Raw genomic sequence first — 21,872 nt, forward strand, 5'->3', positions numbered from 1 at the left:
ATTGATGGACGGCGGCAGTTCGCCAGCCGTCACATCGAAGTAGACGCTCCCTGCGAGCTGCTACGTACGGCATTGATGAACGCGCGGATCTTCGCATGATCCTTGATGCCCTTGCTTGCCTCTACCCCACCACTGACATCGACGGCGTACGGTTTGACCCGGGCCACGGCGTCGGCGACGTTTTCCGGGGTGAGGCCACCGGCCAGGATCAGCGGCTTGCTCAACGTTTGCGGAATCAAAGACCAGTCGAACGCCTCGCCGGTTCCGCCCGGCACGCCTTCGACGTAAGTGTCGAGCAGCACGCCACTGGCACTCGGATAGGCATCGACGGCGGCGGCAATGTCGTCGCCAGCCTTGACCCGCAACGCCTTGATGTACGGACGATGCCAGCCTTCGCAGTCTTCAGCGGTTTCGTCGCCATGGAACTGCAGCAGATCCAGCGGCACGGCATCGAGGATTTCCCCCAACTCACAGCGGCTGGCGTTGACGAACAGGCCAACGGTGGTCACGAACGGCGGCAAGGCGCGGATAATCGCCCTCGCCTGCTGCACGCTCACTGCCCGTGGGCTCTTGGCGTAGAACACGAACCCGATCGCATCCGCCCCGGCCTCGACCGCTGCCAACGCATCTTCTATGCGGGTAATCCCGCAGATCTTGCTGCGAACGGCTGACATATCGAGAAAAACTCCGCGTCAAATTCGGGAAAGTCCCGGATGGTAACAAATGCGTTCGAGGGCGTCAGCCGTCAAGTTCCGAGAAACCCGTAAGGAAATGTGGCCCGATAAAACGCTCGGGCAACGGAAATTCGTCGTGATACTCGACCTGCACCAGGTACAGCCCGTACGGATGCGCTGTCACGCCACCGGAACGGCGCTCGCGGCTTTCCAGCACTTCCTTCATCCACTCGACCGGGCGCTCGCCGGCACCGATGGTCATCAGCACCCCGGCGATGTTGCGCACCATGTGGTGCAAGAAGGCGTTGGCGCGGATATCGAGAACGATCATCTTGCCGTGACGGGTCACGCGCAGGTGGTGCATTTTCTTGATCGGCGACTTGGCCTGGCACTGCCCTGCACGGAACGCACTGAAATCGTGAGTGCCGATCAGATACTGCGCGGCCTCGGCCATGCGTTCGACATCGAGCGGGCGGTGGTTCCAGGTGATTTCTTCGTTGAGATGCGCCGGACGAATCTGATCGTTGTAGATCACATAGCGATAACGCCGGGCGATGGCTTTGAACCGCGCATGAAAATGCGCCGGCATCACCCGCGCCCAACTGACACTGATGTCGTGGGGCAGATTGATGTTGGCGCCCATCACCCAGGCTTTCAGCGAACGATCGACCTGCGTGTCGAAATGCACCACCTGCCCGCAGGCATGCACCCCGGCATCGGTACGACCGGCGCATTGCAGGGAGACCGGCGAATTGGCGACTTTCGACAAGGCTTTTTCGAGCTCTTCCTGCACGGTTGCGACACCCGTCAACTGACGCTGCCAGCCGCTGTAGCGCGAGCCTTTGTACTCGACGCCCAGTGCCACGCGGTAAAAGCCTTCAGGCGCCATTTCGGCGACCGGGTTATCTATGTTTGCCAAGGTGGGACAGCCTGCTGAGGTACAAAGGCGGGCATTATAAGGCTGTGAGTCGGGGATGCCAGTCAGTTCTGTGTTGACCGATCCGGCCCCATCGCTGGCAAGCCAGCTCCCACAGTTTCTGCAGCGCATGCAATACCTGTGGGAGCTGGCTTGCCAGCGATGGCGATAGCATTGCCGCTACAAAATCCAGCCCAAACAAAAACGGCAGCCTCGATGGGCTGCCGTTCTGTTTACTGCTGACGCCGAATCAAGCCAGGTGCGAAAGCATTTCCTTGGCTTCGCCACGCTGCTTTTCGTCACCCTCGGTCAACACTTCATTGAGGATGTCGCGTGCGCCGTCGCTGTCGCCCATGTCGATGTAGGCCTGGGCCAGATCGAGTTTGGTCGCAGCTTCGTCGGTGCCGGCGAGGAAATCGAAGTCGTCCTCACCCAGATCATCACCCAAGGCCGCATCGGCTTCGGTGAAGGTCGGCTCGGCGATGCTCTGCGACAGACGATCCAGTTCGGCGTTGACGTCATTCAGTTCCGCTGCGAATGCGTCAGGCTCGGCCGCCGGGTTGCTGTCCATTTCATCAGCCAGCGACAGATCGAAATCCGCCGGCAGCTCCAGATCGTCCTGTGGTACTTCGTTGACGACCACAGGCTCGGCCGGCGACAGATCTTTCACGCCCTCGTCCAGATCCAGCAGGAAGTCATCGTCCGCCAGATCCGCCGCCGGGGCTGGCGCAGGCTCGGCACCCAGGTCCAGATCGAGGTCGAAGTCCGACAGGTCGTCGAGATTGTCTTTGATCTCGGTCTGCTGTTGCAGCACCGATTCGAAGCTCAGATCGTCGTCGGCCGGGAATTCGTCCAGCTCCACTGGCGCTTCAGGTGCGACGACAGGGGCAGGCTCAACCGGAGTAATGTTGTCGAGATCGTCCAGGCTCAGGTCGAACGCGCTGTCCAGGTCGTCTGCCGCAGGCTCAGGTGCAGGCGCCTCGGGCTCGTCGAGCAGCAGCTCCTTGACGTATTGCGCATCGAGTTCGGCGGCGGCGGCCGCTGCGGCCAGGCCCGCGACAGCGACGACCGCCATGGCCGGGAAGCGTTTTTTCAGCTCTTCGACCTTGGCGAAATTATCGCCGTTGGCCACCAGCTGACGCTCCTGACCCACGAATGCATCGCGGTCACCCTGCTGACCGTAGACTTCCATCAGTTTCAGACGCAGATCACTGCGCTGCGGCTCGAGGCTGACGCCCTCCTCCAGCAGCGCGGCAGCCTGATTCAGGCGACCGGCATTGATGTGCGACTGCGCCTTGTCCAGCACGTCATCGGAACGCTCGGCGGACGGCGCGACCAATGGCGCGGCAATCGGCTCAGCCATCACCACCGGAGCCACTACCGCAGCAGGCGCTGGCGCGGGTGCCGGGGTGTTGAGCTTGACGCTGGCAGCAGGGGTTTCCAGACCTTCGAAGCTGCTCTCCGGCAGATCCTGCTCGGCAGAGAATTCTTGCTCTTCCGCCAGGGCACGGGCCATGCGCAGGTGTTTCTCGGCTTCCTGCTGGGCTTTGCGACGACGGGCCAGCAGCAACAGCAGAAGCAGCAACACCACCGCACCGCCACCGATCAGACCCAGCAGGATCGGATTGGTCAGCAGTTCATTGAAGGTTTTGTCTTCATCGACTACCGGTTTTGGCGCAACCACTGGCGTCTCGGCAGGCGTGTCGACCGGTGGCGCAATCGCCGATTCTGGTGTTGGCGCCGCTTCTGCCGGGGTGGCTGGCGGGGTTGCAGCCAGTTCGGCGGTGATCGCCGGTACGGCAGCAGTGGCGGCTGGCGCAGCGCCCGGGCCTTCGGCCTGCATCTTCGCCAGTTGATTGTTCTTCAGCTCGATCAGGCGTTGCAGCTTGTCCAGCTGACTTTGCAGATCGGCCATGCGACTTTTCAGTTCCTCGTTGTCACGACGGGTCGTGTCGAGGCTTTCCTGAGTCACCGCCAACTTGTTGCTCAAGGCCTTGGCATCGCCGGCCGGGCCTTTGCCACGACCCTTGGCGTTTTCGGCAGAGACCAGACTCAGGTTATCCTTGGCGTTCTGCCCGGTGCCGACATTGCTGCTGCCACGCTTGGTCGCATCGAGCTGCTGCTGACCAGTGCCAGGCTTGGCGACATAACGACGGCCCTGACGCCAGGCTTCGTTCTGCGCCGCAACTTCGGCAATGGCTTTGGACTGTGGCAGCGCAGTGCTTTCCACCGAGTCCGGCAGACGCAGCACCTGACCGGTTTTCAGCCGGTTGATGTTGCCGTCGATGAACGCATCCGGGTTGAGTGCCTGAATCGCCAGCATGGTCTGCTGTACGGAGCCGCCGGTGCGCGCTTTCGCGGCGATTTCCCACAGGGTATCGCGCGGCGTGGTGGTGTATTGATTCGGGTGTGTGGCGCCGGTGGTCGGTGCGGTGATGGTCTGCGACGGCGCCGGTTGTGCGGCGGCATCAGCGGTCTGCGGCGAGAACTTCGACGGATCCAGCAGCACGCTGTAATCGCGCAGCAGACGGCCGTTGGGCCACATCACCTGCACGAGGAATTTCACCATCGGTTCCGACAGCGGCTTGCTCGACGTCACGCGCAGCACGCTTTTGCCGTTGGCGCTGAGCACCGGAGTGAACGTCAGGTCGTTGAGGAAGGCCTGGCGATCGACGCCGGCCTTGGCGAAATCTTCGGGTGAAGCCAGGCTCGGCACCACTTCGGCAGCGGTGAGATCCTTGACGTCGAGCAACTCGATCTCGGCCACCAGCGGCTGGTTCAGGGTCGACTTCAGGGTCAGCTCCCCGAGCCCGAGGGCATGCGCCATACCGGAGGACAGCGCCGAGGCGGCCGCTATTGCTAACACCAGTTTGCGAACTTGAACCATAGCCTCATCCTTTGTTTGAACGTTCCTCGGCCAGCGAGAAGATGTTGATTGCCGCTGCCGTAAGGCATTGCGCGCGACGACGACAGACTGCCGCGCGCGATCATTTCTTTGATGCCCCGGAAAGTCCCGGAGGGTGACACGTTATCGAGTGCTCCGGGCAAGCATAGCGCTCACCTAGAATCAGTCGACAAATTGTTGCCAAGTATCTTTTACAGCAGGTCTTTTATCAACAATTCAGCGACCTGCACAGCATTCAGGGCTGTGCCTTTGCGTACGTTATCTGACGTCAGCCACAGATTAAGTTCCGCCATGTCGTCAACGCCGTTGCGCACCCGACCGACATAGACAACGTCCTGCCCCACCGCGTCACCCACCGCCGTCGGATAATCGCCGGCTTCGACCAGCTCGATGCCCGGTGCGTCTTCAAGGGCCGCGTTGACTTTTGCCAGGTCAACCGCGCTCGCTGACTGCAAGGTCACGCTATAGCTATCGCCAAAAAACACCGGGGCTTGAACGCAAGTGGCGGAAATCTTTAATAAAGGCTGCTTCAGCACCTGACGCAACTCGCGCACCAGACGTTTTTCCAGCAGCGTGTGGCCTTGAGCGTCGGGCGTGCCGACCTGGGCCAACAGGTTGAAGGCCATCTGCCGATCGAAGAAAGTCGGCTCCAGCGGACGCATGTTTAGCAGTTCGGCAGTCTGCCGCGCCAGCTCGGTCACAGCTTCGCGACCTTGGGCGGACACGGCCAGATTGGCGGTGACGTTGACGTAATGCAGTTCGAGCAAATCGAGCAGCGGCGCCAGCACCACGGCCAGCGTCGTCGCCGACGGGCTCGGGCTGCTGACCTGGAACGGTGTTTTCAGACCGGCGAACACCTCAGCGTTGGCTTCCGGCACCACTTGCGGCGCCTGCTCGGCCGGCAATGCGCCGGACAGGTCGATCAGCGAGCAACCGGCCGCATGAGCACGCGCCGCGTAACTCAGGGAAACGGCAGCGCCAGCGGCGAAGAACACCAGTTTGACCTTGCTGAAATCGAACTCGTCGACTTCACGCACGCGCACGTTCTTGTTGCGAAACAGCACCGAACTGCCGGCGGATTCGCTGCTGGCCAGGAGGTGCAGGTTGCCGACCGGGAAGTCGCGTTCTTCGAGAATCTGTACGAGGGTTTCGCCGACAGTACCGGTGGCGCCGACGACGGCAATATCAAGGGTCTGGGTCATGGTTCTACCTCTGGCGAAACGGGGGGAGCGGCACTTTACCGGGTGACTGGCATGCAGGCAATTTCTGTCGGAATTTGTAGCGCCTGTACCGGCCTCATCGCTGGCAAGCCAGCTCCCACAGTGGTCGGTGTGGGGCACAGATGTTTGTACACACCTGAAACCTGTGGGAGCTGGCTTGCCAGCGATGAGGCCAGACCAGACACCGGGAAACCTCAGGCATAAAAAAACCCGCACCTCTCACAAGGCGCGGGCTCTTTCACAGCTCAAGCAATCAACGCTCAAGCAGGATCCGCAGCATGCGACGCAGCGGTTCGGCCGCGCCCCACAGCAACTGGTCGCCGACGGTGAAAGCACCGACGAACTGCGAACCCATGTTCAGCTTGCGCAGACGACCCACCGGTACGTTCAGGGTGCCGGTGACCTTGGTCGGGCTCAGCTCCTGCATGCTGATGTCGCGGTTGTTCGGCACCAGTTTGACCCAAGGGTTGTGCTGGCTGATCAACCCTTCGATATCGGCGATCGGCACGTCTTTGTTCAACTTGATGGTCAGCGCCTGGCTGTGGCAACGCATGGCGCCGATGCGCACGCAGATGCCGTCGACCGGGATCGGGCTCTTGAAGCGGCCGAGGATCTTGTTGGTCTCGGCCTGGGCCTTCCACTCTTCACGGCTCTGGCCGTTCGGCAGTTCCTTGTCGATCCACGGGATCAGGCTGCCGGCCAGCGGTACGCCGAAGTTTTCGGTCGGGTAGGCGTCGCTGCGCATGGCTTCGGCCACGCGACGGTCGATGTCGAGGATCGCGCTGGCCGGATCGGCCAGTTGATCGGCCACCGCAGCGTGGGTCGCGCCCATCTGCTTGATCAGTTCACGCATGTTCTGCGCGCCAGCACCGGAGGCCGCCTGATAAGTCATGGCGCTCATCCACTCGACCAGACCGGCTTCGAACAGACCGCCCAGGCCCATCAGCATCAGGCTGACGGTGCAGTTGCCGCCGATGTAGTTCTTGGTGCCCGCGTCCAGTTGCTGGTCGATGACCTTGCGGTTGACGGGGTCGAGAATGATGACCGCGTCATCGTTCATCCGCAGGCTGGAAGCCGCGTCGATCCAGTAACCCTGCCAGCCGGCTTCGCGCAGCTTCGGGAACACTTCGCTGGTGTAGTCGCCGCCCTGGCAGGTCAGGATCACATCGAGGGTTTTCAGCTCTTCAATGCTGTAAGCGTCCTTGAGCGGAGCAATGTCCTTGCCCACGGACGGGCCTTGGCCACCGACATTGGAAGTGGTGAAAAACACCGGCTCGATAAGATCGAAATCCTGCTCTTCCAGCATCCGCTGCATGAGCACGGAACCGACCATGCCGCGCCAACCGATCAGACCTACACGTTTCATCGCAACTACACCTTCTTGAAAAGTGGGCCGCTGCTTTGTATTGAATTTCGCAGCGGGCCCGAGAGATTACAGATTCCGCAGCGCGGCGACTACTGCGTCACCCATTTCCTGCGTTCCGACTTTAGTGCAACCGGCCGAATGGATGTCACCGGTACGCAAGCCTTGATCCAGCACCACGCTGACGGCTTTCTCGATGGCATCGGCCGCATCGTGCAGATTGAAGCTGTAACGCAGCATCATCGACACCGACAGAATGGTCGCCAACGGGTTGGCAATGCCCTTGCCCGCGATGTCCGGCGCCGAACCGTGGCAAGGCTCGTACATGCCCTTGTTGTTCGAATCCAGCGAGGCCGACGGCAGCATGCCGATGGAGCCGGTGAGCATCGACGCTTCGTCGGAGAGGATGTCGCCGAACATGTTGTCGGTGACGATCACGTCGAACTGCTTCGGTGCGCGCACCAGTTGCATGGCGGCGTTGTCGACGTACATGTGGCTCAGTTCGACTTCAGGGTAATCCTTGGCAACCTGCTCGACCACTTCACGCCACAGTTGGCTGGACGCCAGCACGTTGGCCTTGTCCACCGAGCACAGCTTCTTGCCGCGAACCATGGCCATGTCGAAACCGACGCGGGCAATGCGGCGGATTTCACTCTCGCTGTACGGCAGGGTGTCGTAGGACTGACGCTCGCCGTTGTCCAGAGTACGGGTGCCGCGTGGCGCGCCGAAGTAGATGCCGCCGGTCAGCTCACGAACGATCAGGATGTCCAGACCGGCAACGATTTCCGGCTTCAGGCTCGAAGCGTCGGCCAGTTGCGGGTAGAGGATCGCCGGACGCAGGTTGCCGAACAGGCCCAGTTGCGCACGGATTTTCAGCAGACCGCGCTCAGGGCGGATGTCACGCTCGATGGTGTCCCATTTCGGGCCGCCCACTGCGCCCAGCAGCACGGCGTCGGCAGCACGGGCACGCTCGAGGGTTTCGTCGGCCAACGGCACGCCATGCTTGTCGATGGCCGCGCCACCGATCACGTCATGGCTCAGCTCGAAGCCCAGGCTGTACTTGTCGTTGGCCAGCTCCAGCACCTTGACCGCTTCGGCCATGATTTCCGGACCAATACCGTCACCTGGGAGAATCAGAATCTGCTTGCTCATGCTTTCCTCGTGTCTTCAATCGGTACGCTTATAACGGGCGCGCCGGGAAAAATGCTTAGCGTTCGGCCATCAGCACAATCACATCTGTACTGAACGAGCCGTCGGCATCAATCTCAAAATATTCGCGCACTTCGTTGCCCATCGACTGCTGCAACTGGCGGATCGCCGCGCGCATCACCTCGGGCGTGCGCATACGCTCGACCCAACTGCTGTACTCCAGACGCAGGCGCTGACGGCTGGTGCTGCGGGTATGCAGCCCGGCCTCGCTGACCTGACGCAGCCACTCGCCGGCGGAATAATCGCGCACATGGCTGGTGTCGCGCAGCACTTCAACGCTCTGCAGATAGGTGTCGAACAATGGGCTGCCCGGCGACAGCACGTCAACGAACGCCGCCACACCACCCGGTTTCAGCACCCGACGCACTTCGCGCAGGGCCACCGCGAGGTCGCTCCAATGGTGCGCCGAATAACGGCTGAACACGAAATCGAATTCGCCATCGGCAAACGGCAGGCGCTCGGCGGCGCCGTTGACCGTGGAGATGTTGGCAAACCCACGATCCACAGCCGCAGCAGCGACCACGTCGAGCATTTGCTGCGACAGGTCGTAGGCCACCACTTCCTTGACCAGCGGCGCCACATGAAAACTCACATGACCAGCGCCGCAACCCAGATCCAGCACCCGGGCATCGCCCTGCCCTGCCAGCTCAGCCTGTAGCAGCGCGAATTCGGTGCCTTGAGCGTGAACGGCGCTGCTCAGGTAGGCGGCGGCCTGTTCACCGAATTGCTTTTGTACAACCTGGGTGTGCTGGGCGGTGCTGGTCATGGGGACTTCCTTTTGATCTTGGGATGCCTGTTCCGGCCTCATCGCTGGCAAGCCAGCTCCCACAGGTTTTGTGAACACCGCAAATCCCTGTGGGAGCTGGCTTGCCAGCGATGGGGCCAGCTCTGACTACATCAGCTTCGAATCATTACGCATCGCGAAACAACCACGGCTGACTCACACGATGCTTGGCCTCGAATGCCGCAATCGCATCACCGTCCTGCAAGGTCAGGCCGATGTCGTCCAGACCATTGAGCAGGCAATGCTTGCGGAACGCGTCGATCTCGAAGCGGTACACCTTGCCTTTCGGGCTGGTCACGGTCTGCTCGTGCAGATCGATCTGCAGTTGATAGCCCGGCTCGGCCTCGACCTGCTTGAACAATTCATCGACCTCAGCATCGCTCAGGATGATCGGCAGCAAGCCGTTCTTGAAGCTGTTGTTGAAGAAGATGTCGGCGTAGCTCGGCGCGATGATGCTGCGGAAACCGTATTCTTCCAGCGCCCATGGCGCGTGTTCACGGCTGGAGCCGCAACCGAAGTTCTCGCGGGCCAGCAATACGCTGGCGCCTTGATAACGCTCGGCGTTGAGCACGAAGTCCTTGTTCAACGGGCGCTTGGAGTTGTCCTGATACGGCTGGCCGACATCCAGGTAACGCCACTCATCGAACAGGTTCGGGCCGAAACCGGTGCGCTTGATCGATTTCAAGAACTGCTTCGGGATGATCTGGTCGGTGTCGACGTTGGCACGATCCAGAGGCGCGACAAGACCAGTGTGCTGGGTAAAAGCTTTCATGCTGCGCTCCTTAGATCAATTCACGAACGTCGATGAAACGACCGTTCACCGCCGCCGCAGCGGCCATGGCCGGGCTCACGAGGTGGGTACGACCACCGGCGCCCTGACGGCCTTCGAAGTTACGGTTGGAGGTCGAGGCGCAATGCTCGCCGGACTCCAAACGGTCCGGGTTCATCGCCAGGCACATCGAGCAACCCGGCTCACGCCATTCGAAACCGGCTTCGAGGAAGATCTTGTCCAGACCTTCGGCCTCCGCCTGGGCCTTCACCAGACCCGAACCCGGCACCACGATGGCCTGCTTGATCGTCGAAGCCACTTTGCGGCCCTTGGCGATCACAGCCGCAGCGCGCAAGTCTTCGATGCGCGAGTTGGTGCAGGAGCCGATGAACACGCGATCCAGTTGAATGTCGGTGATCGCCTGATTGGCGGTCAAACCCATGTATTTCAAGGCGCGGACGATCGAGTCGCGCTTGACCAGATCCATCTCTTTGGCCGGATCCGGCACGTTCTGATCAACGGCCAACACCATTTCCGGCGAAGTGCCCCAGCTGACTTGCGGCTTGATCTGCGCAGCGTCCAACTCAACTACGGTGTCGAACTTGGCGTCGGCGTCGGAGACCAGGTCTTTCCAGGCTTCAATCGCCTGATCCCACTGCGCGCCTGTCGGTGCGAACGGACGGCCCTTGACGTATTCGACAGTCTTTTCGTCCGCAGCCACCAGCCCCACACGGGCGCCGGCCTCGATGGACATGTTGCAGATGGTCATGCGGCCTTCGACGGACAGGTCGCGAATCGCGCTGCCGGCGAATTCGATGGCATGGCCGTTACCGCCAGCGGTGCCGATCTTGCCGATTACCGCGAGGACGATGTCCTTGGCGGTCACGCCGAACGGCAACTGGCCTTCGACGCGTACCAGCATGTTCTTCATTTTCTTCGCGACCAGGCACTGGGTGGCGAGCACGTGCTCGACCTCGGAAGTGCCGATCCCGTGCGCCAAGGCACCGAAAGCGCCGTGGGTCGAGGTGTGCGAGTCGCCGCAGACCACGGTCATGCCCGGCAAGGTTGCGCCCTGCTCCGGGCTGATCACGTGGACGATGCCCTGACGGATGTCGTTCATCTTGAACTCGACAATGCCGTACTCATCACAGTTGTCATCGAGGGTCTGAACCTGCAAACGCGAGACCTGGTCGGCAATGGCTGCGATGCCGCCCTTGCGCTCCGGCGTGGTCGGTACGTTGTGGTCCGGGGTCGCGATGTTGGCATCGATGCGCCACGGCTTGCGCCCGGCCAGACGCAGGCCTTCGAAGGCTTGCGGCGAGGTCACTTCGTGGATGATGTGACGATCGATGTAGATCAGCGCAGAGCCATCGTCGCGCTGTTTGACCAAATGCGAATCCCAGAGCTTGTCGTAGAGCGTTTTGCCGGCCATCAGACGGTTCCTCATCAGCTTGTTTCTATGCCCTGGGCTTATCAATAACCCTTTGGCTTGTGAGGCCGATCCTATGGGGTTAGATTAAATAACTCAAATTCATATTTTTTATGCTTTGGATAACCAACTGGAATACGATTCATGGATCTGGCCAACCTCAACGCTTTTATCGCGATTGCCGAGACCGGCAGCTTCTCCGGCGCCGGTGAACGCCTGCACCTGACGCAACCGGCGATCAGCAAACGCATCGCCGGACTCGAGCAACAATTGAAGGTGCGGCTGTTCGATCGACTGGGCCGCGAAGTCGGTCTGACCGAGGCTGGCCGCGCCCTGCTGCCCCGGGCCTATCAGATTCTCAACGTGCTGGACGACACCCGCCGCGCCCTGACCAACCTCACCGGTGAAGTCAGCGGCCGGCTGACCCTGGCCACCAGTCACCACATCGGCCTGCACCGTTTGCCGCCGCTGTTAAGGGAGTTCACCCGTCGTTACCCACAGGTGGCGCTGGATATTCAGTTCCTCGATTCGGAAGTGGCCTACGAGGAAATTCTCCATGGCCGTGCGGAACTGGCAGTCATCACCCTGGCGCCAGAGCCACACACACTGGTCAAAGCCACGCCGGTGTGGGACGACCCGCTGGATTTCGTGGTGGCGCCAGAGCATTCGCTGATCAGCAATGGCGCAGTGAGTCTGGCGGACATTGCCGGCCATCCGGCGGTTTTTCCCGGAGGCAACACCTTTACTCATCATATTGTCCAACGTTTGTTCGAGGCCCAGGGGCTGACGCCGAACATCGCCATGAGCACCAACTACCTGGAAACCATCAAGATGATGGTCTCCATTGGTCTGGCCTGGAGTGTTCTGCCACGCACCATGCTCGATGAACAAGTGGCGCGCGTACCTTTGCCGGGCATACAGCTCAGTCGCCAGCTAGGCTATATCGTGCACACCGAACGGACGCTGTCGAATGCGGCAAGGGCTTTCATGGCCTTGCTGGATGCGCAAATCGATCTGCCAGGGACTCCAGGCTAACTTGTGCTACTCCTATAGAGCCGCTGTCCCTGTGCCTAACGCCACCATCAGCTCAAGGCCCGTTAACAATGCCGAAATCTGTTGACCGAATTCCGCCGATGCCGCGTATTCAGGCCATTGATCCGCGACGTTCCGAGCAGAGCTGGGAGAGTGCGCCGCAATTGCTTGCCGCGCTCAACGGCGCACGGCTCGGCGCCTGGTATTGGGACATCGAGCGCGGGCAGATCAGCTGGTCGCGGGGCACTCAGGCGCTATTTGGCTTCGATCCACGGCAACCGTTACCCCAAGACCTGGAATACCTCGACCTGCTGCCCCCCGAAGACCGGGCGAAAACCGTGCGCGCCTTCCACGCAGTGATTGCCGGCGCGCCGCTGGAACAGGCGATGCACCACCGCATCCGCTGGCCCGACGGCAGCCTGCACTGGCTGGAGATCAGCGGCAGCCTGCTGCCGGACAAACACGGGCGCCCCCGAATGATCGGGGTGATTCGCGAAATCACCCACCAGCGCCAGCGCGAACAGGCTCTGAGCAGCTCCGAGAAACGTTTCGCCACACTCTTTCACCTGTGCCCGAACATGGTGCTGCTGACCCGCCAGGAAGACGGCCTGATCAGCGAGGCCAACCAGTATTTCGAAAGCCTGTTCGGCTGGCCGGTACAGAGCGCCATTGGCCGCACCACACTGGAACTGGGCCTGTGGGTACACCCCGAGCAACGCGCAGAGCTGGTGAAAAAGACCAAGGCCAAGGGCGAACTGATCAGCATGGAAGTGCAGTTTCGCGCCAGCAACGGGCAGATTCATGACGGTATCCTCAGTGCGCAGAAGGTCGAACTCGAAGGCCAGCCGTATCTGCTCAGCACGTTTCTCGATACCACCGAACGCAAAGCCGCCGAACACGCCTTGAAAGACAGCCAGGAACGCCTTGATCTGGCGCTGGACTCGGCGCAACTCGGCACCTGGGACTGGCACATCCCCAGCGGCATGCTCTACGGCTCGGCGCGGGCCGCGCAATTGCACGGGCTGGAACCGATCCCGTTTCACGAGTCATTCGAGGAATTCTTCGAAGGCGTGCCCGGCGAGGAGCGCGACAGCATGCGCGACGCCTACCGCAGCCTGCGTGAAGGCCCGGCGGGCAACTATCAACTGACTTATCGCGTGCAGCTGGCGGATGGCAGTTCGCGTTATCTGGAAAGCCGCGCCCGCCTCTATCGCGACGAAAACGGCGCGCCGCTGCGCATGGCCGGGACCTTGCTGGACATCACCGATCAGGTCGAGCGCGAACAACGCCTGGTCGCCTCCGAAGAGAAATTTGCCACGCTGTTCCAGGTCAGTCCCGACCCGATCTGCGTCACCCGTCAGGACAGCGGCGAGTTCATCGAAATCAACAACAGCTTCACCCAGACCTTCGGCTGGAGCGCTGCCGATGTGATCGGGCGCACCGCCGAAGACATCGGCCTGTGGGACGCCTCGGCGAAGAGTCTGCAACGCATCGAACGCGTCATCCGCGAACAGGGCCTGAGCAATGTCGCGATCATCGTCCAGCACAAGGACGGCCAGTCGCTGACGTGCGTGATTTCCAGCCGGCAGATCAGCGTCGGCAATCAGCCGTGCATCGTCACCACCCTGCGCGACATCACCCAACAACAGCGCTCCGAAGCCGCACTCAAGGCCAGCGAAGAGAAATTCGCCAAAGCATTTCACTCCAGCCCCGATGCGATCACCATCACCGAACGTGACACTGGGCGCTATCTGGAGGTCAACGACGGTTTCTGCCGCCTCACCGGCTATCGCGCCGAAGAAGTGGTGGGCAAGACCGTGTACCAGATCGGCATCTGGGCCGAAGAGAAACAACGCTCGGCGCTGCTTGCCGAACTGCAGATCAAAGGCCGCGTGCACCATCAGGAAATGCTCGGGCGCAACAAACGCGGCGAACTGCTGACGGTGGAAGTGTCGATCGAACCGATCACCCTCAACGAAACCGCGTGCCTGCTGCTGACCGCCCGGGATGTGAGCCTGCTGAAAAACGCCGAAGCGCAGATCCGCCATCTGGCCTATCACGATCCGCTGACCAATCTGCCCAACCGCGCCTTGCTGATGGATCGCCTGAGCCAACAGATCGCCCTGCTCAAACGCCACAATCTGCGCGGTGCGCTGCTGTTCCTCGACCTCGACCACTTCAAGCACATCAACGACTCGCTGGGCCACCCGGTCGGCGACACGGTGCTGAAAATCATCACCGCGCGACTCGAAGCCAGCGTGCGCATGGAGGACACCGTTGCGCGCCTGGGTGGCGATGAGTTCGTGGTGCTGCTCAGTGGCCTCGAAGGCACGCGCAACGAGGTCAGCGTGCAAGTGCGCGAGCTGGCCGACACCATTCGCGAGCTGCTCTCGGAGCCGATGTTCCTCGACGGCCAGCGCCTGCAGGTGACACCGAGCATCGGCGTGGCACTGATTCCCGATCACGGCTCGACCCCGACCGACCTGCTCAAACGCGCCGACATCGCCCTGTACCGGGCCAAGGATTCCGGGCGCAACACCACGCAGATGTACCACAACACCATGCAGAAAGCGGCCAGCGAACGGTTGCGCATGGAGACCGATCTGCGCCTGGCGCTATCGCGTGGTGAATTCAACGTGCATTACCAGCCGCAGGTCGATGCGCGGGACAACCGCATCATCGGCGCCGAAGCGCTGGTGCGCTGGAATCACCCGGAACTCGGCGCGCAATCGCCCACCGAATTCATCAAGGTGCTGGAGGACAGCGGCCTGATTCTGGAAGTCGGCACCTGGATCCTCGACGAGGCCTGCGAGGCGTTCAAACAATTGATCGCGTTGAGACTGGTCGATCCGCTCAACTTCAGCCTGTGCGTGAACATCAGCCCACGGCAGTTCCGCCAGAACGATTTCGTCGAACGCATCGAACACAGCATGAGCAGCCACGGCCTGCCCTGCTCGCTGCTGAAACTGGAGATCACCGAAGGCATCGTGATCCAGAATCTGGATGACACCATCATCAAGATGCGCCGCCTGAAAAAACTAGGCGTGAGCTTCGCCATGGACGATTTCGGCACCGGCTATTCATCGCTGACCTACCTCAAGCGCCTGCCGGTCGACACCCTGAAAATCGACCAGTCGTTCATCCGCGACGCGACCACCGACCCCAACGACGCCGAGATCATCCGCGCCATCGTCGCCATGGCCCGCAGCCTGGAACTGGAGGTGATTGCCGAAGGCGTGGAGACGCCGGAGCAACTGGCGTTCCTGCAGGGGCTGGGTTGCCATTTGTATCAGGGTTACCTGCACAGTCGGCCGGTGGCACTGGATGAGTTGAAAAAGATGCTCGAATGACGGGCACAAAAAAAGGGCGCCAGTGGCGCCCTTTTTTCTTGCTCGGCCTTATTGCAGAACCGGCTTCTGCGCCCCGTTGATCGGGATGCGCTTGGCTTTCGCTTCTTCCGGGATCACCCGCAACAGGTCGATGCTCAGCAGACCGTTGCTCAGATCGGCGGCCTTGATCTCGATGTGATCAGCCAGGCGGAAGGACAGCTTGAAAGCCCGCTGGGCAATGCCTTGATGCAGGAAGGTCACGCCTTCGTTGGCATCACGCTTGCCGCCACTGATGGTCAGCACACCCTTCTCGACTTGCAGCTCCAGGTCTTCTTCCTGGAAACCGGCGGCCGCTACGACGATACGGTATTGATCGTCACCGTGTTTTTCCACGTTGTAGGGTGGGTAGGTGCTGCCTGGCTCGTTGCGCAAAGCGGTTTCGAACAGGTCGTTGAAACGGTCGAAACCCACCGAGGAACGGAACAGTGGTGCCAGGGAAAATGCAGTACTCATGGTTCAAATCTCCTGAAAACAATCAGCAAGGTTTTTTGACTCCGCGACCCGAATTCGGCATCGCGTAACCCTTAGATAGGGACCGCCAAAATGATTTCAAGAGATTATTTGCAGATTTTTTTCAGGCTGCATCGGCGACCGGCAAGCCGAGTAACCGCGAGACTTGGTCCGGTTCTGTCTCGCGACGCAGCACGGTAAACAGCTCGGTCGCCTCGGGATAATTGCGCGTCAGCATCGCCAGCCATTGCTTCAAGCGACCCGGCGATTGCCGTGCAGTCATCTGCGCCTTGGCTTGCAGCCAGAAGTCCTGAATCAGCGGCAGCAGCTCAGCCCAGCTCATCTCGACCACGTCTTCGCCGGCCCGTGCGGCAGCGATCTGTTTGGCCAGATCCGGGCGCGATACCAGACCGCGTCCGAGCATGATGTCTTCGACGCCGCTGATCTCGCGGCAACGGCGCCAGTCTTCGACGCTCCAGATATCACCGTTGGCGAACACCGGCACCTTGACCACGTCCTGCACCCGCGGAATCCACTCCCAATGCGCCGGCGGCTTGTAGCCATCAACCTTGGTCCGGGCATGCACCACGATGTGCTCGGCGCCGCCCTCGGCCAGCGCGGTGGCGCACACAAGCGAGCCGTCCGGGCTGTCGAAACCCAGGCGCATCTTCGCGGTGACCGGGATGTGCGCCGGCACCGCGCGACGCACGTGTTCGACGATGGAGTTGAGCAGCTTCGGCTCCTTGAGCAGCACCGCCCCGCCCCGGGACTTGTTGACGGTCTTGGCCGGACAGCCGAAGTTCAGGTCGATGACTTGCGAGCCGAGCTCGCAAGCCAGTGCAGCGTTTTCCGCCAGGCACACCGGATCAGAGCCGAGCAATTGCACGCGCAGCGGTACACCGGCACGAGTGCGGGCACCGTTGAGCAGCTCCGGGCCGAACTTGTGGAAGTAGGCCGGGGTGAGCAACTGATCGTTGATCCGGATGAACTCGGTCACGCACCAGTCGATGCCGCCAACGCGGGTCAGCACGTCGCGCAGGATGTCGTCGACCAACCCCTCCATGGGCGCCAGGGCAATTTGCATGGGGAAAACACTACTCAGGAAGAAAAAACGTGCGGCAGTTTACTGGATTAAGCCGGTTAAACCCACGACCACCTGTAGGAGCTGCCGCAGGCTGCGATCTTTTGATTGTGATCTTTAAAAATCAAAGTCAAAAGATCGCAGCCTGCGGCAGCTCCTACAGGGATCGGGTCAGGCCAGGGACAGGATCGCCGGGCCGTAACCCTCGATGAACTCCGCCGGCATGCGCTTGGGCTTGCCGCTGGACAGCTCGATGCAGACGAAGGTGGTCTGGGCGCGCAGCAGGGTGGCGTTGTCGCTCGGGCGGATCAGTTGGAAGTGCCGGGTCATTTTCAGGCGCTGGTCCCAATCCACGATCCAGGTCGCCAGTTGCAGCTCATCACCTTCGTAGGCCGCCGCCAGATAATCGATTTCGTGACGCACCACGGCCATCGCCCGATCCAGACGCCGGTACTCGACCAGATCCAGTCCCAGACGCTGCGAGTGGCGCCAGGCGCAGCGTTCGAGCCAGGTCACGTACACCGCGTTGTTCGCGTGGCCCAGCCCGTCGATGTCCTCGGCGCCTACTTGCAGATCAATGGTGAACGGCGTTGCCCGATCCCAGCCCATGCCCCACTCCCGGTCAGATTATTCAACCGGGGCAGTGTAACGGATGTCAGGCCGATTGCCGCGCTTGAAGGCTGCGCCCGGCCAACAGTGATAACACGCCATCAACCACCCGAGGGTCGGCCAGCACGCGCTGGTGGCCGCCGCTTTCCAGGCGCAGCAGGCGGCTGTCGAACCATGATTCGTGAATCAATTGCGATTCCTTGACCGAGACGAAGTTATCGTCCTCGGCATGCACGATCAGGCCCGGCATATCCAGTTGATAGTGCGCGACATCAAGGGTCGCGGCGCGCATGCCGACGTCCTGCTCGACCTGGCGGATGAACGCCGAGCGCGCCCGCGGTGGCATGCCGACGTAGCGAGCGAAACCGCGTAGCACGCCGAGTATTCGCGCAGGGGCGGCGATGCTGACCAGGGTTTCGGTGCGCAGGCCCAGTTGCACCGCGAGCATGGCACTGGCGCCGCCCATGGAGTGGCCGATGACGGCTTGAAGAGGAGGCAATTCGGCGGCCGCTTCGAGCATGGCGCGGGCGAACAGTACAACGTTGGCTTCACGCCCCGGCGAACGACCATGGGCCGGGCCATCGAGGGCAACGACCGTGTAACCGGCCTCAACCAGCGCCGTGATCAACGCCGCAAACTGGGTGGGCCGCCCTTCCCAACCGTGCATCAACAGCACCGCCGGCCCCTGCCCCCAACGCAGCGCCGACAGGCCGAAGCGCAGGGTGATCCGCTCGGAACTCGCCAGCAATGGCAACTCCCAATCTCGCAGCGGCAGCGCGCGCGGCGTCATGAACGCTGTGCGCATTTTGCTCGCTACCTGCTTTGGTGCAATCCAGCCCAAGGTGCCATTAACGCCACGAATCCACTTCAACGTGTTCATCGCTCTCTCCTCAGGCGTGTTGCCTTCAGGTCAACGCACCGCCGACTTGGCGGCGCGCAGCAATCGATCGGATAAATCGCCCGGGCCCAGCGCTCTTGCCAGCGCCAGACCACCCACCATCAACGCCACATCGGCCAGTGCTTTGTCGGTGTCCTCGGGGCTGGACGCCAACTGCGCAATCATCAGTTCCAGGTGCTCGTTCAGCGCGATGCGGAAGGATTCCGGCAGACGCCCCAATTCGCCAATGGACGCCGGAATCGGACATGCGGCGTCGCTGGAATCACGGTGTTTGCGCGACAGATAGAACGCAGCAACCAGGGCGCGACGCTCTTCACCGGTCAGCTCGGAGTCCATGTCGGCAATCAGGTCGCGCCGCCGGCTGAGCAGTTGCTTGAACGCCTCGAGCATCATGGCGTCCTTGCTTTCGAAGTGCGCGTAGAAACCACCGACGGTCAGGCCGGCGGCGCCCATCACTTCGCCCACGCTGGGATCCGCCGGGCCACGCTGCATCAGCGCGGCGCTGGCCGCCTTGAGGATGCGTTCGCGGGTTTGAGCTTTTTTATCGTTCATCGTTGCCTCCGAATATTACGACTAGAATATTATTCGCATAATAATATTCCGCAAGTCGAGGATATGACCGCTGGTCTGAAGCACAGTGTAAGAAAAAGGAGAATTGGCCAAACGCCAGACAAACAAAAGGGCCATTCAATAATTGAATGACCCTTATAAATCCCGCATAGCGGGTAATCGTGGCGTCCCCTAGGGGACTCGAACCCCTGTTACCGCCGTGAAAGGGCGGTGTCCTAGGCCACTAGACGAAGGGGACACAAACCCTTCTGTACAGCTGATCAGCGCTGAGATCTGATCTGATTCAAGGCCGGTGTGGCCAGACCTTGAACTGTAAAATTGGTGGAGCTAAGCGGGATCGAACCGCTGACCTCCTGCATGCCATGCAGGCGCTCTCCCAGCTGAGCTATAGCCCCGGATTTTTCGCCTCGCGGCGGAGTGACATCTTGCAACATCACTTCTGTAAAACTGGCGTCCCCTAGGGGACTCGAACCCCTGTTACCGCCGTGAAAGGGCGGTGTCCTAGGCCACTAGACGAAGGGGACGCAAACCCTTCTATACAACTGATCAACGCTGAGTGTTGATCGCTTCGGAGCCGGTGTGGCCAGGCTGCGAAGTGTAAATTGGTGGAGCTAGACGGGATCGAACCGTCGACCTCTTGCATGCCATGCAAGCGCTCTCCCAGCTGAGCTATAGCCCCTCATCGTTGATGTCATCGCTGAGGACGGGGCGAATCTTAAGGGCGTATCGAAAGCCTGTCAAACTTATTTTTGAAAAATTTCAAAGTTTTTTGTCGGCATAACAATCACTTACCGCCCTCCCCCCGAAAATCCGGGAGGTTTACGCACACCGCCGACCTGCAGGAGCTGGCGCAGACTGCGGTCTTTTGCCGTTGGTCTTTAGAAGCAAGAGCAAAAGATCGCAGCCTTCGGCAGCTCCTACACAAAGCTGCAAGTGCTTAGGCGATAGCGCCCAGCAGCTTTTCCCACTCTTTGTTTTCTTTCTTCGACACACCGCCCAACAGGTCGATCGCCTGGCGCAGACGGAAACGGGTCAGGTCCGGGCCGAGGATTTCCATCGCATCGAGCACCGACACCGAACTCGCCTGCCCGGTGATCGCGGCAAACATCAATGGCATCGCATCGCGCAGCTTCAGCTCAAGGGATTCGACCACCGCCTGAATCGTCGCAGTGATGCTGTCCTTCTCCCACTGACGCAGGCTTTCCAGCTTCCACAGGATCAATTGCATCAGCTGACGCACCTGATCGCCCGACAGTTTTTTCGATTCGAACAGCTTGGCATCCGGGTTTACGCCACCGGCAAAGAAGAAGCCGCCCAGCGGTGCAACCTGGCTGAAGGTTTCAACGCGGCCCTGAACCAGCGGCGCGATCTTCATCATGTATTCGGAGTTGAACGCCCACTTTTGCACTCGCGCGGCGAATTCTTCCACCGGCAGATCTCGCAACCACTGGCCGTTGAGCCACGACAGTTTCTCGATGTCGAAGATCGGCCCGCCGAGGGACACCCGCTTGAGGTCGAAGTTGTCGACCATTTCCTGCAGCGAGAACTTCTCGCGCTCGTCGGGCATCGACCAGCCCATGCGACCGAGGTAGTTGAGCATCGCTTCAGGCATGAAGCCCATGCGCTCGTAGAAGGTCACCGAGGTCGGGTTCTTGCGCTTGGACAGCTTGCTCTTGTCCGGGTTACGCAGCAGCGGCATGTAGCACAGCTCCGGTTGTTCCCAGCCGAAGTATTCGTACAGCAGAATCAGTTTCGGCGCCGATGGCAGCCATTCTTCACCGCGCAGCACGTGGGTGATGCCCATCAGGTGGTCGTCGACCACGTTGGCGAGGAAGTACGTCGGCAGGCCGTCGGTCTTCATCAGCACTTGCATATCCATGCGATCCCACGGGATCTCGACATCGCCACGCAGCATGTCCGGCACCACGCAGACGCCTTCGGTCGGCACTTTCATGCGGATCACGTGCGGTTCGCCGTCGGCCAGACGAGCGGCGACCTCTTCCTTCGACAGCAACAGCGCGCGGCCGTCATAACGCGGGGTTTCGCCGCGCGCCATCTGCTCGGCGCGCATTTGATCCAGCTCTTCAGCGGTGCAGAAGCACGGGAACGCGTGGCCCATGTCGACCAGTTGCTGGCAATACTTCTGATAGATATCGCCACGCTCGCTCTGCCGGTACGGGCCGTGCGGGCCGCCGACGTCCGGGCCTTCGCTCCAGTCGATACCCAGCCAGCGCAGGGCGTCGAAGATCTGCTGTTCCGACTCGCGGGTCGAACGCAACTGATCGGTGTCTTCGATGCGCAGGATGAACTCACCGCCATGCTGCTTGGCAAAGCAGTAGTTGAACAATGCGATGTAAGCGGTACCTACGTGGGGGTCCCCGGTAGGCGATGGCGCGATGCGAGTGCGGACGGTGGTCATGGCATGTCTCGAAAAGAATGAAAAGCAAAACAATCAAGCGGCGAATGGTAACAGGCGACACCCGCCCCGCTCCAGCGGGCAGGGCATTTAAGCCAAGTTTGCGTCTGTAACGCCCATAGACCGTGGTGACGGCCCGAATATCAGCCATTGGCATT

General features: G+C 61.0%; 17 protein-coding genes and 4 tRNA genes. 2 read left to right on the plus strand and 19 right to left on the minus strand.

Translation table 11 applies throughout. The features are described from left to right. Window positions 1-29: 29 nt before the first annotated feature. The 9 genes from ABV589_RS05060 to leuC all read right to left on the minus strand — a co-directional run bounded on the left by ABV589_RS05060 (window position 30) and on the right by leuC (window position 11,272). Window positions 30-674 (minus strand): phosphoribosylanthranilate isomerase, encoded by a 645-nt coding sequence (locus ABV589_RS05060; protein ID WP_367085145.1) that lies wholly within the window; start codon window positions 672-674, stop codon window positions 30-32. A gap of 64 nt (window positions 675-738) precedes the next feature. Further along, window positions 739-1,563, minus strand: coding sequence for a tRNA pseudouridine(38-40) synthase TruA (truA, locus tag ABV589_RS05065; protein ID WP_367086172.1), 825 nt, complete (start codon window positions 1,561-1,563; stop codon window positions 739-741). Window positions 1,564-1,840: 277 nt separating this feature from the next. Continuing rightward, window positions 1,841-4,477: a FimV/HubP family polar landmark protein gene (locus ABV589_RS05070; protein ID WP_367085146.1), complete on the minus strand. Its 2,637-nt coding sequence runs from the start codon at window positions 4,475-4,477 to the stop codon at window positions 1,841-1,843. A gap of 209 nt (window positions 4,478-4,686) precedes the next feature. Continuing rightward, the gene (locus ABV589_RS05075) at window positions 4,687-5,697 is read right to left on the minus strand and encodes an aspartate-semialdehyde dehydrogenase (protein ID WP_367085147.1); all 1,011 of its coding nucleotides are present in this window, start codon (window positions 5,695-5,697) and stop codon (window positions 4,687-4,689) included. 271 nt (window positions 5,698-5,968) lie between these two features. Next, complete coding sequence (gene asd / locus ABV589_RS05080; RefSeq protein ID WP_003226428.1) at window positions 5,969-7,081, minus strand: aspartate-semialdehyde dehydrogenase; 1,113 nt, start codon at window positions 7,079-7,081, stop codon at window positions 5,969-5,971. A gap of 66 nt (window positions 7,082-7,147) precedes the next feature. Next, window positions 7,148-8,230: a 3-isopropylmalate dehydrogenase gene (gene leuB / locus ABV589_RS05085; RefSeq protein ID WP_007969236.1), complete on the minus strand. Its 1,083-nt coding sequence runs from the start codon at window positions 8,228-8,230 to the stop codon at window positions 7,148-7,150. Between the two features lie 55 nt (window positions 8,231-8,285). Then, window positions 8,286-9,053 carry a class I SAM-dependent methyltransferase gene (locus tag ABV589_RS05090; protein ID WP_367085148.1) on the minus strand — a complete coding sequence of 256 codons (768 nt, stop codon included), beginning with the start codon at window positions 9,051-9,053 and terminating at the stop codon, window positions 8,286-8,288. Between the two features lie 145 nt (window positions 9,054-9,198). After that, window positions 9,199-9,843, minus strand: a complete 645-nt coding sequence (gene leuD, locus ABV589_RS05095) for a 3-isopropylmalate dehydratase small subunit (protein ID WP_367085149.1) — start codon at window positions 9,841-9,843, stop codon at window positions 9,199-9,201. Window positions 9,844-9,853: 10 nt separating this feature from the next. Beyond that, window positions 9,854-11,272, minus strand: a complete 1,419-nt coding sequence (gene leuC / locus ABV589_RS05100; RefSeq protein WP_367085150.1) for a 3-isopropylmalate dehydratase large subunit — start codon at window positions 11,270-11,272, stop codon at window positions 9,854-9,856. 141 nt (window positions 11,273-11,413) lie between these two features. Between leuC and ABV589_RS05105 the strand changes: the two genes are divergently transcribed. Both ABV589_RS05105 and ABV589_RS05110 read left to right on the plus strand, forming a co-directional pair. After that, window positions 11,414-12,304, plus strand: coding sequence for a LysR family transcriptional regulator (locus tag ABV589_RS05105; protein WP_108591687.1), 891 nt, complete (start codon window positions 11,414-11,416; stop codon window positions 12,302-12,304). A 68-nt stretch (window positions 12,305-12,372) separates the two neighbouring features. Beyond that, window positions 12,373-15,651, plus strand: coding sequence for a PAS domain S-box protein (locus ABV589_RS05110; RefSeq protein WP_367085151.1), 3,279 nt, complete (start codon window positions 12,373-12,375; stop codon window positions 15,649-15,651). Window positions 15,652-15,699: 48 nt separating this feature from the next. Here ABV589_RS05110 and ABV589_RS05115 read toward each other — a convergent pair whose 3' ends face one another. From ABV589_RS05115 to gltX, 10 genes are all read right to left on the minus strand, one after another. Beyond that, a complete protein-coding gene (locus ABV589_RS05115) occupies window positions 15,700-16,143 on the minus strand; it encodes an Hsp20 family protein (protein ID WP_007969230.1) in 444 nt (147 codons plus the stop codon). Window positions 16,144-16,264: 121 nt separating this feature from the next. Beyond that, window positions 16,265-17,224 (minus strand): tRNA-dihydrouridine synthase, encoded by a 960-nt coding sequence (locus ABV589_RS05120; RefSeq protein ID WP_367085152.1) that lies wholly within the window; start codon window positions 17,222-17,224, stop codon window positions 16,265-16,267. Between the two features lie 168 nt (window positions 17,225-17,392). Further along, window positions 17,393-17,830: a thioesterase family protein gene (locus tag ABV589_RS05125; protein ID WP_097088660.1), complete on the minus strand. Its 438-nt coding sequence runs from the start codon at window positions 17,828-17,830 to the stop codon at window positions 17,393-17,395. 46 nt (window positions 17,831-17,876) lie between these two features. Continuing rightward, complete coding sequence (locus tag ABV589_RS05130) at window positions 17,877-18,710, minus strand: alpha/beta fold hydrolase (RefSeq protein ID WP_367085153.1); 834 nt, start codon at window positions 18,708-18,710, stop codon at window positions 17,877-17,879. 30 nt (window positions 18,711-18,740) lie between these two features. Continuing rightward, a complete protein-coding gene (locus ABV589_RS05135; RefSeq protein WP_007969225.1) occupies window positions 18,741-19,280 on the minus strand; it encodes a TetR/AcrR family transcriptional regulator in 540 nt (179 codons plus the stop codon). Window positions 19,281-19,460: 180 nt separating this feature from the next. After that, window positions 19,461-19,536 (minus strand) — tRNA-Glu (locus tag ABV589_RS05140). A gap of 81 nt (window positions 19,537-19,617) precedes the next feature. Continuing rightward, window positions 19,618-19,693: transfer RNA gene (locus ABV589_RS05145), tRNA-Ala, on the minus strand. A gap of 53 nt (window positions 19,694-19,746) precedes the next feature. Continuing rightward, a tRNA-Glu gene (locus tag ABV589_RS05150) sits at window positions 19,747-19,822 on the minus strand. Window positions 19,823-19,901: 79 nt separating this feature from the next. Then, a tRNA-Ala gene (locus ABV589_RS05155) sits at window positions 19,902-19,977 on the minus strand. A gap of 258 nt (window positions 19,978-20,235) precedes the next feature. Further along, on the minus strand, window positions 20,236-21,717 hold the full coding sequence (gltX, locus tag ABV589_RS05160; RefSeq protein ID WP_367085154.1) for a glutamate--tRNA ligase: 1,482 nt from the start codon (window positions 21,715-21,717) through the stop codon (window positions 20,236-20,238). Window positions 21,718-21,872 lie beyond the last annotated feature (155 nt).

The organism is Pseudomonas sp. HOU2 (assembly GCF_040729435.1).
Lineage (GTDB): Bacteria > Pseudomonadota > Gammaproteobacteria > Pseudomonadales > Pseudomonadaceae > Aquipseudomonas.

Coding starts and splice junctions, on each gene's coding strand:
- ABV589_RS05060 (WP_367085145.1), bottom strand. CDS start 674: ATGTCAGCCGTTCGCAGCAAGATCTGCGGGATTACCCGCATAGAAGAT.
- truA (WP_367086172.1), bottom strand. CDS start 1,563: ATGGCGCCTGAAGGCTTTTACCGCGTGGCACTGGGCGTCGAGTACAAA.
- ABV589_RS05070 (WP_367085146.1), bottom strand. CDS start 4,477: ATGGTTCAAGTTCGCAAACTGGTGTTAGCAATAGCGGCCGCCTCGGCG.
- ABV589_RS05075 (WP_367085147.1), bottom strand. CDS start 5,697: ATGACCCAGACCCTTGATATTGCCGTCGTCGGCGCCACCGGTACTGTC.
- asd (WP_003226428.1), bottom strand. CDS start 7,081: ATGAAACGTGTAGGTCTGATCGGTTGGCGCGGCATGGTCGGTTCCGTG.
- leuB (WP_007969236.1), bottom strand. CDS start 8,230: ATGAGCAAGCAGATTCTGATTCTCCCAGGTGACGGTATTGGTCCGGAA.
- ABV589_RS05090 (WP_367085148.1), bottom strand. CDS start 9,053: ATGACCAGCACCGCCCAGCACACCCAGGTTGTACAAAAGCAATTCGGT.
- leuD (WP_367085149.1), bottom strand. CDS start 9,843: ATGAAAGCTTTTACCCAGCACACTGGTCTTGTCGCGCCTCTGGATCGT.
- leuC (WP_367085150.1), bottom strand. CDS start 11,272: ATGGCCGGCAAAACGCTCTACGACAAGCTCTGGGATTCGCATTTGGTC.
- ABV589_RS05105 (WP_108591687.1), top strand. CDS start 11,414: ATGGATCTGGCCAACCTCAACGCTTTTATCGCGATTGCCGAGACCGGC.
- ABV589_RS05110 (WP_367085151.1), top strand. CDS start 12,373: ATGCCGAAATCTGTTGACCGAATTCCGCCGATGCCGCGTATTCAGGCC.
- ABV589_RS05115 (WP_007969230.1), bottom strand. CDS start 16,143: ATGAGTACTGCATTTTCCCTGGCACCACTGTTCCGTTCCTCGGTGGGT.
- ABV589_RS05120 (WP_367085152.1), bottom strand. CDS start 17,224: ATGCAAATTGCCCTGGCGCCCATGGAGGGGTTGGTCGACGACATCCTG.
- ABV589_RS05125 (WP_097088660.1), bottom strand. CDS start 17,830: ATGGGCTGGGATCGGGCAACGCCGTTCACCATTGATCTGCAAGTAGGC.
- ABV589_RS05130 (WP_367085153.1), bottom strand. CDS start 18,710: ATGAACACGTTGAAGTGGATTCGTGGCGTTAATGGCACCTTGGGCTGG.
- ABV589_RS05135 (WP_007969225.1), bottom strand. CDS start 19,280: ATGAACGATAAAAAAGCTCAAACCCGCGAACGCATCCTCAAGGCGGCC.
- gltX (WP_367085154.1), bottom strand. CDS start 21,717: ATGACCACCGTCCGCACTCGCATCGCGCCATCGCCTACCGGGGACCCC.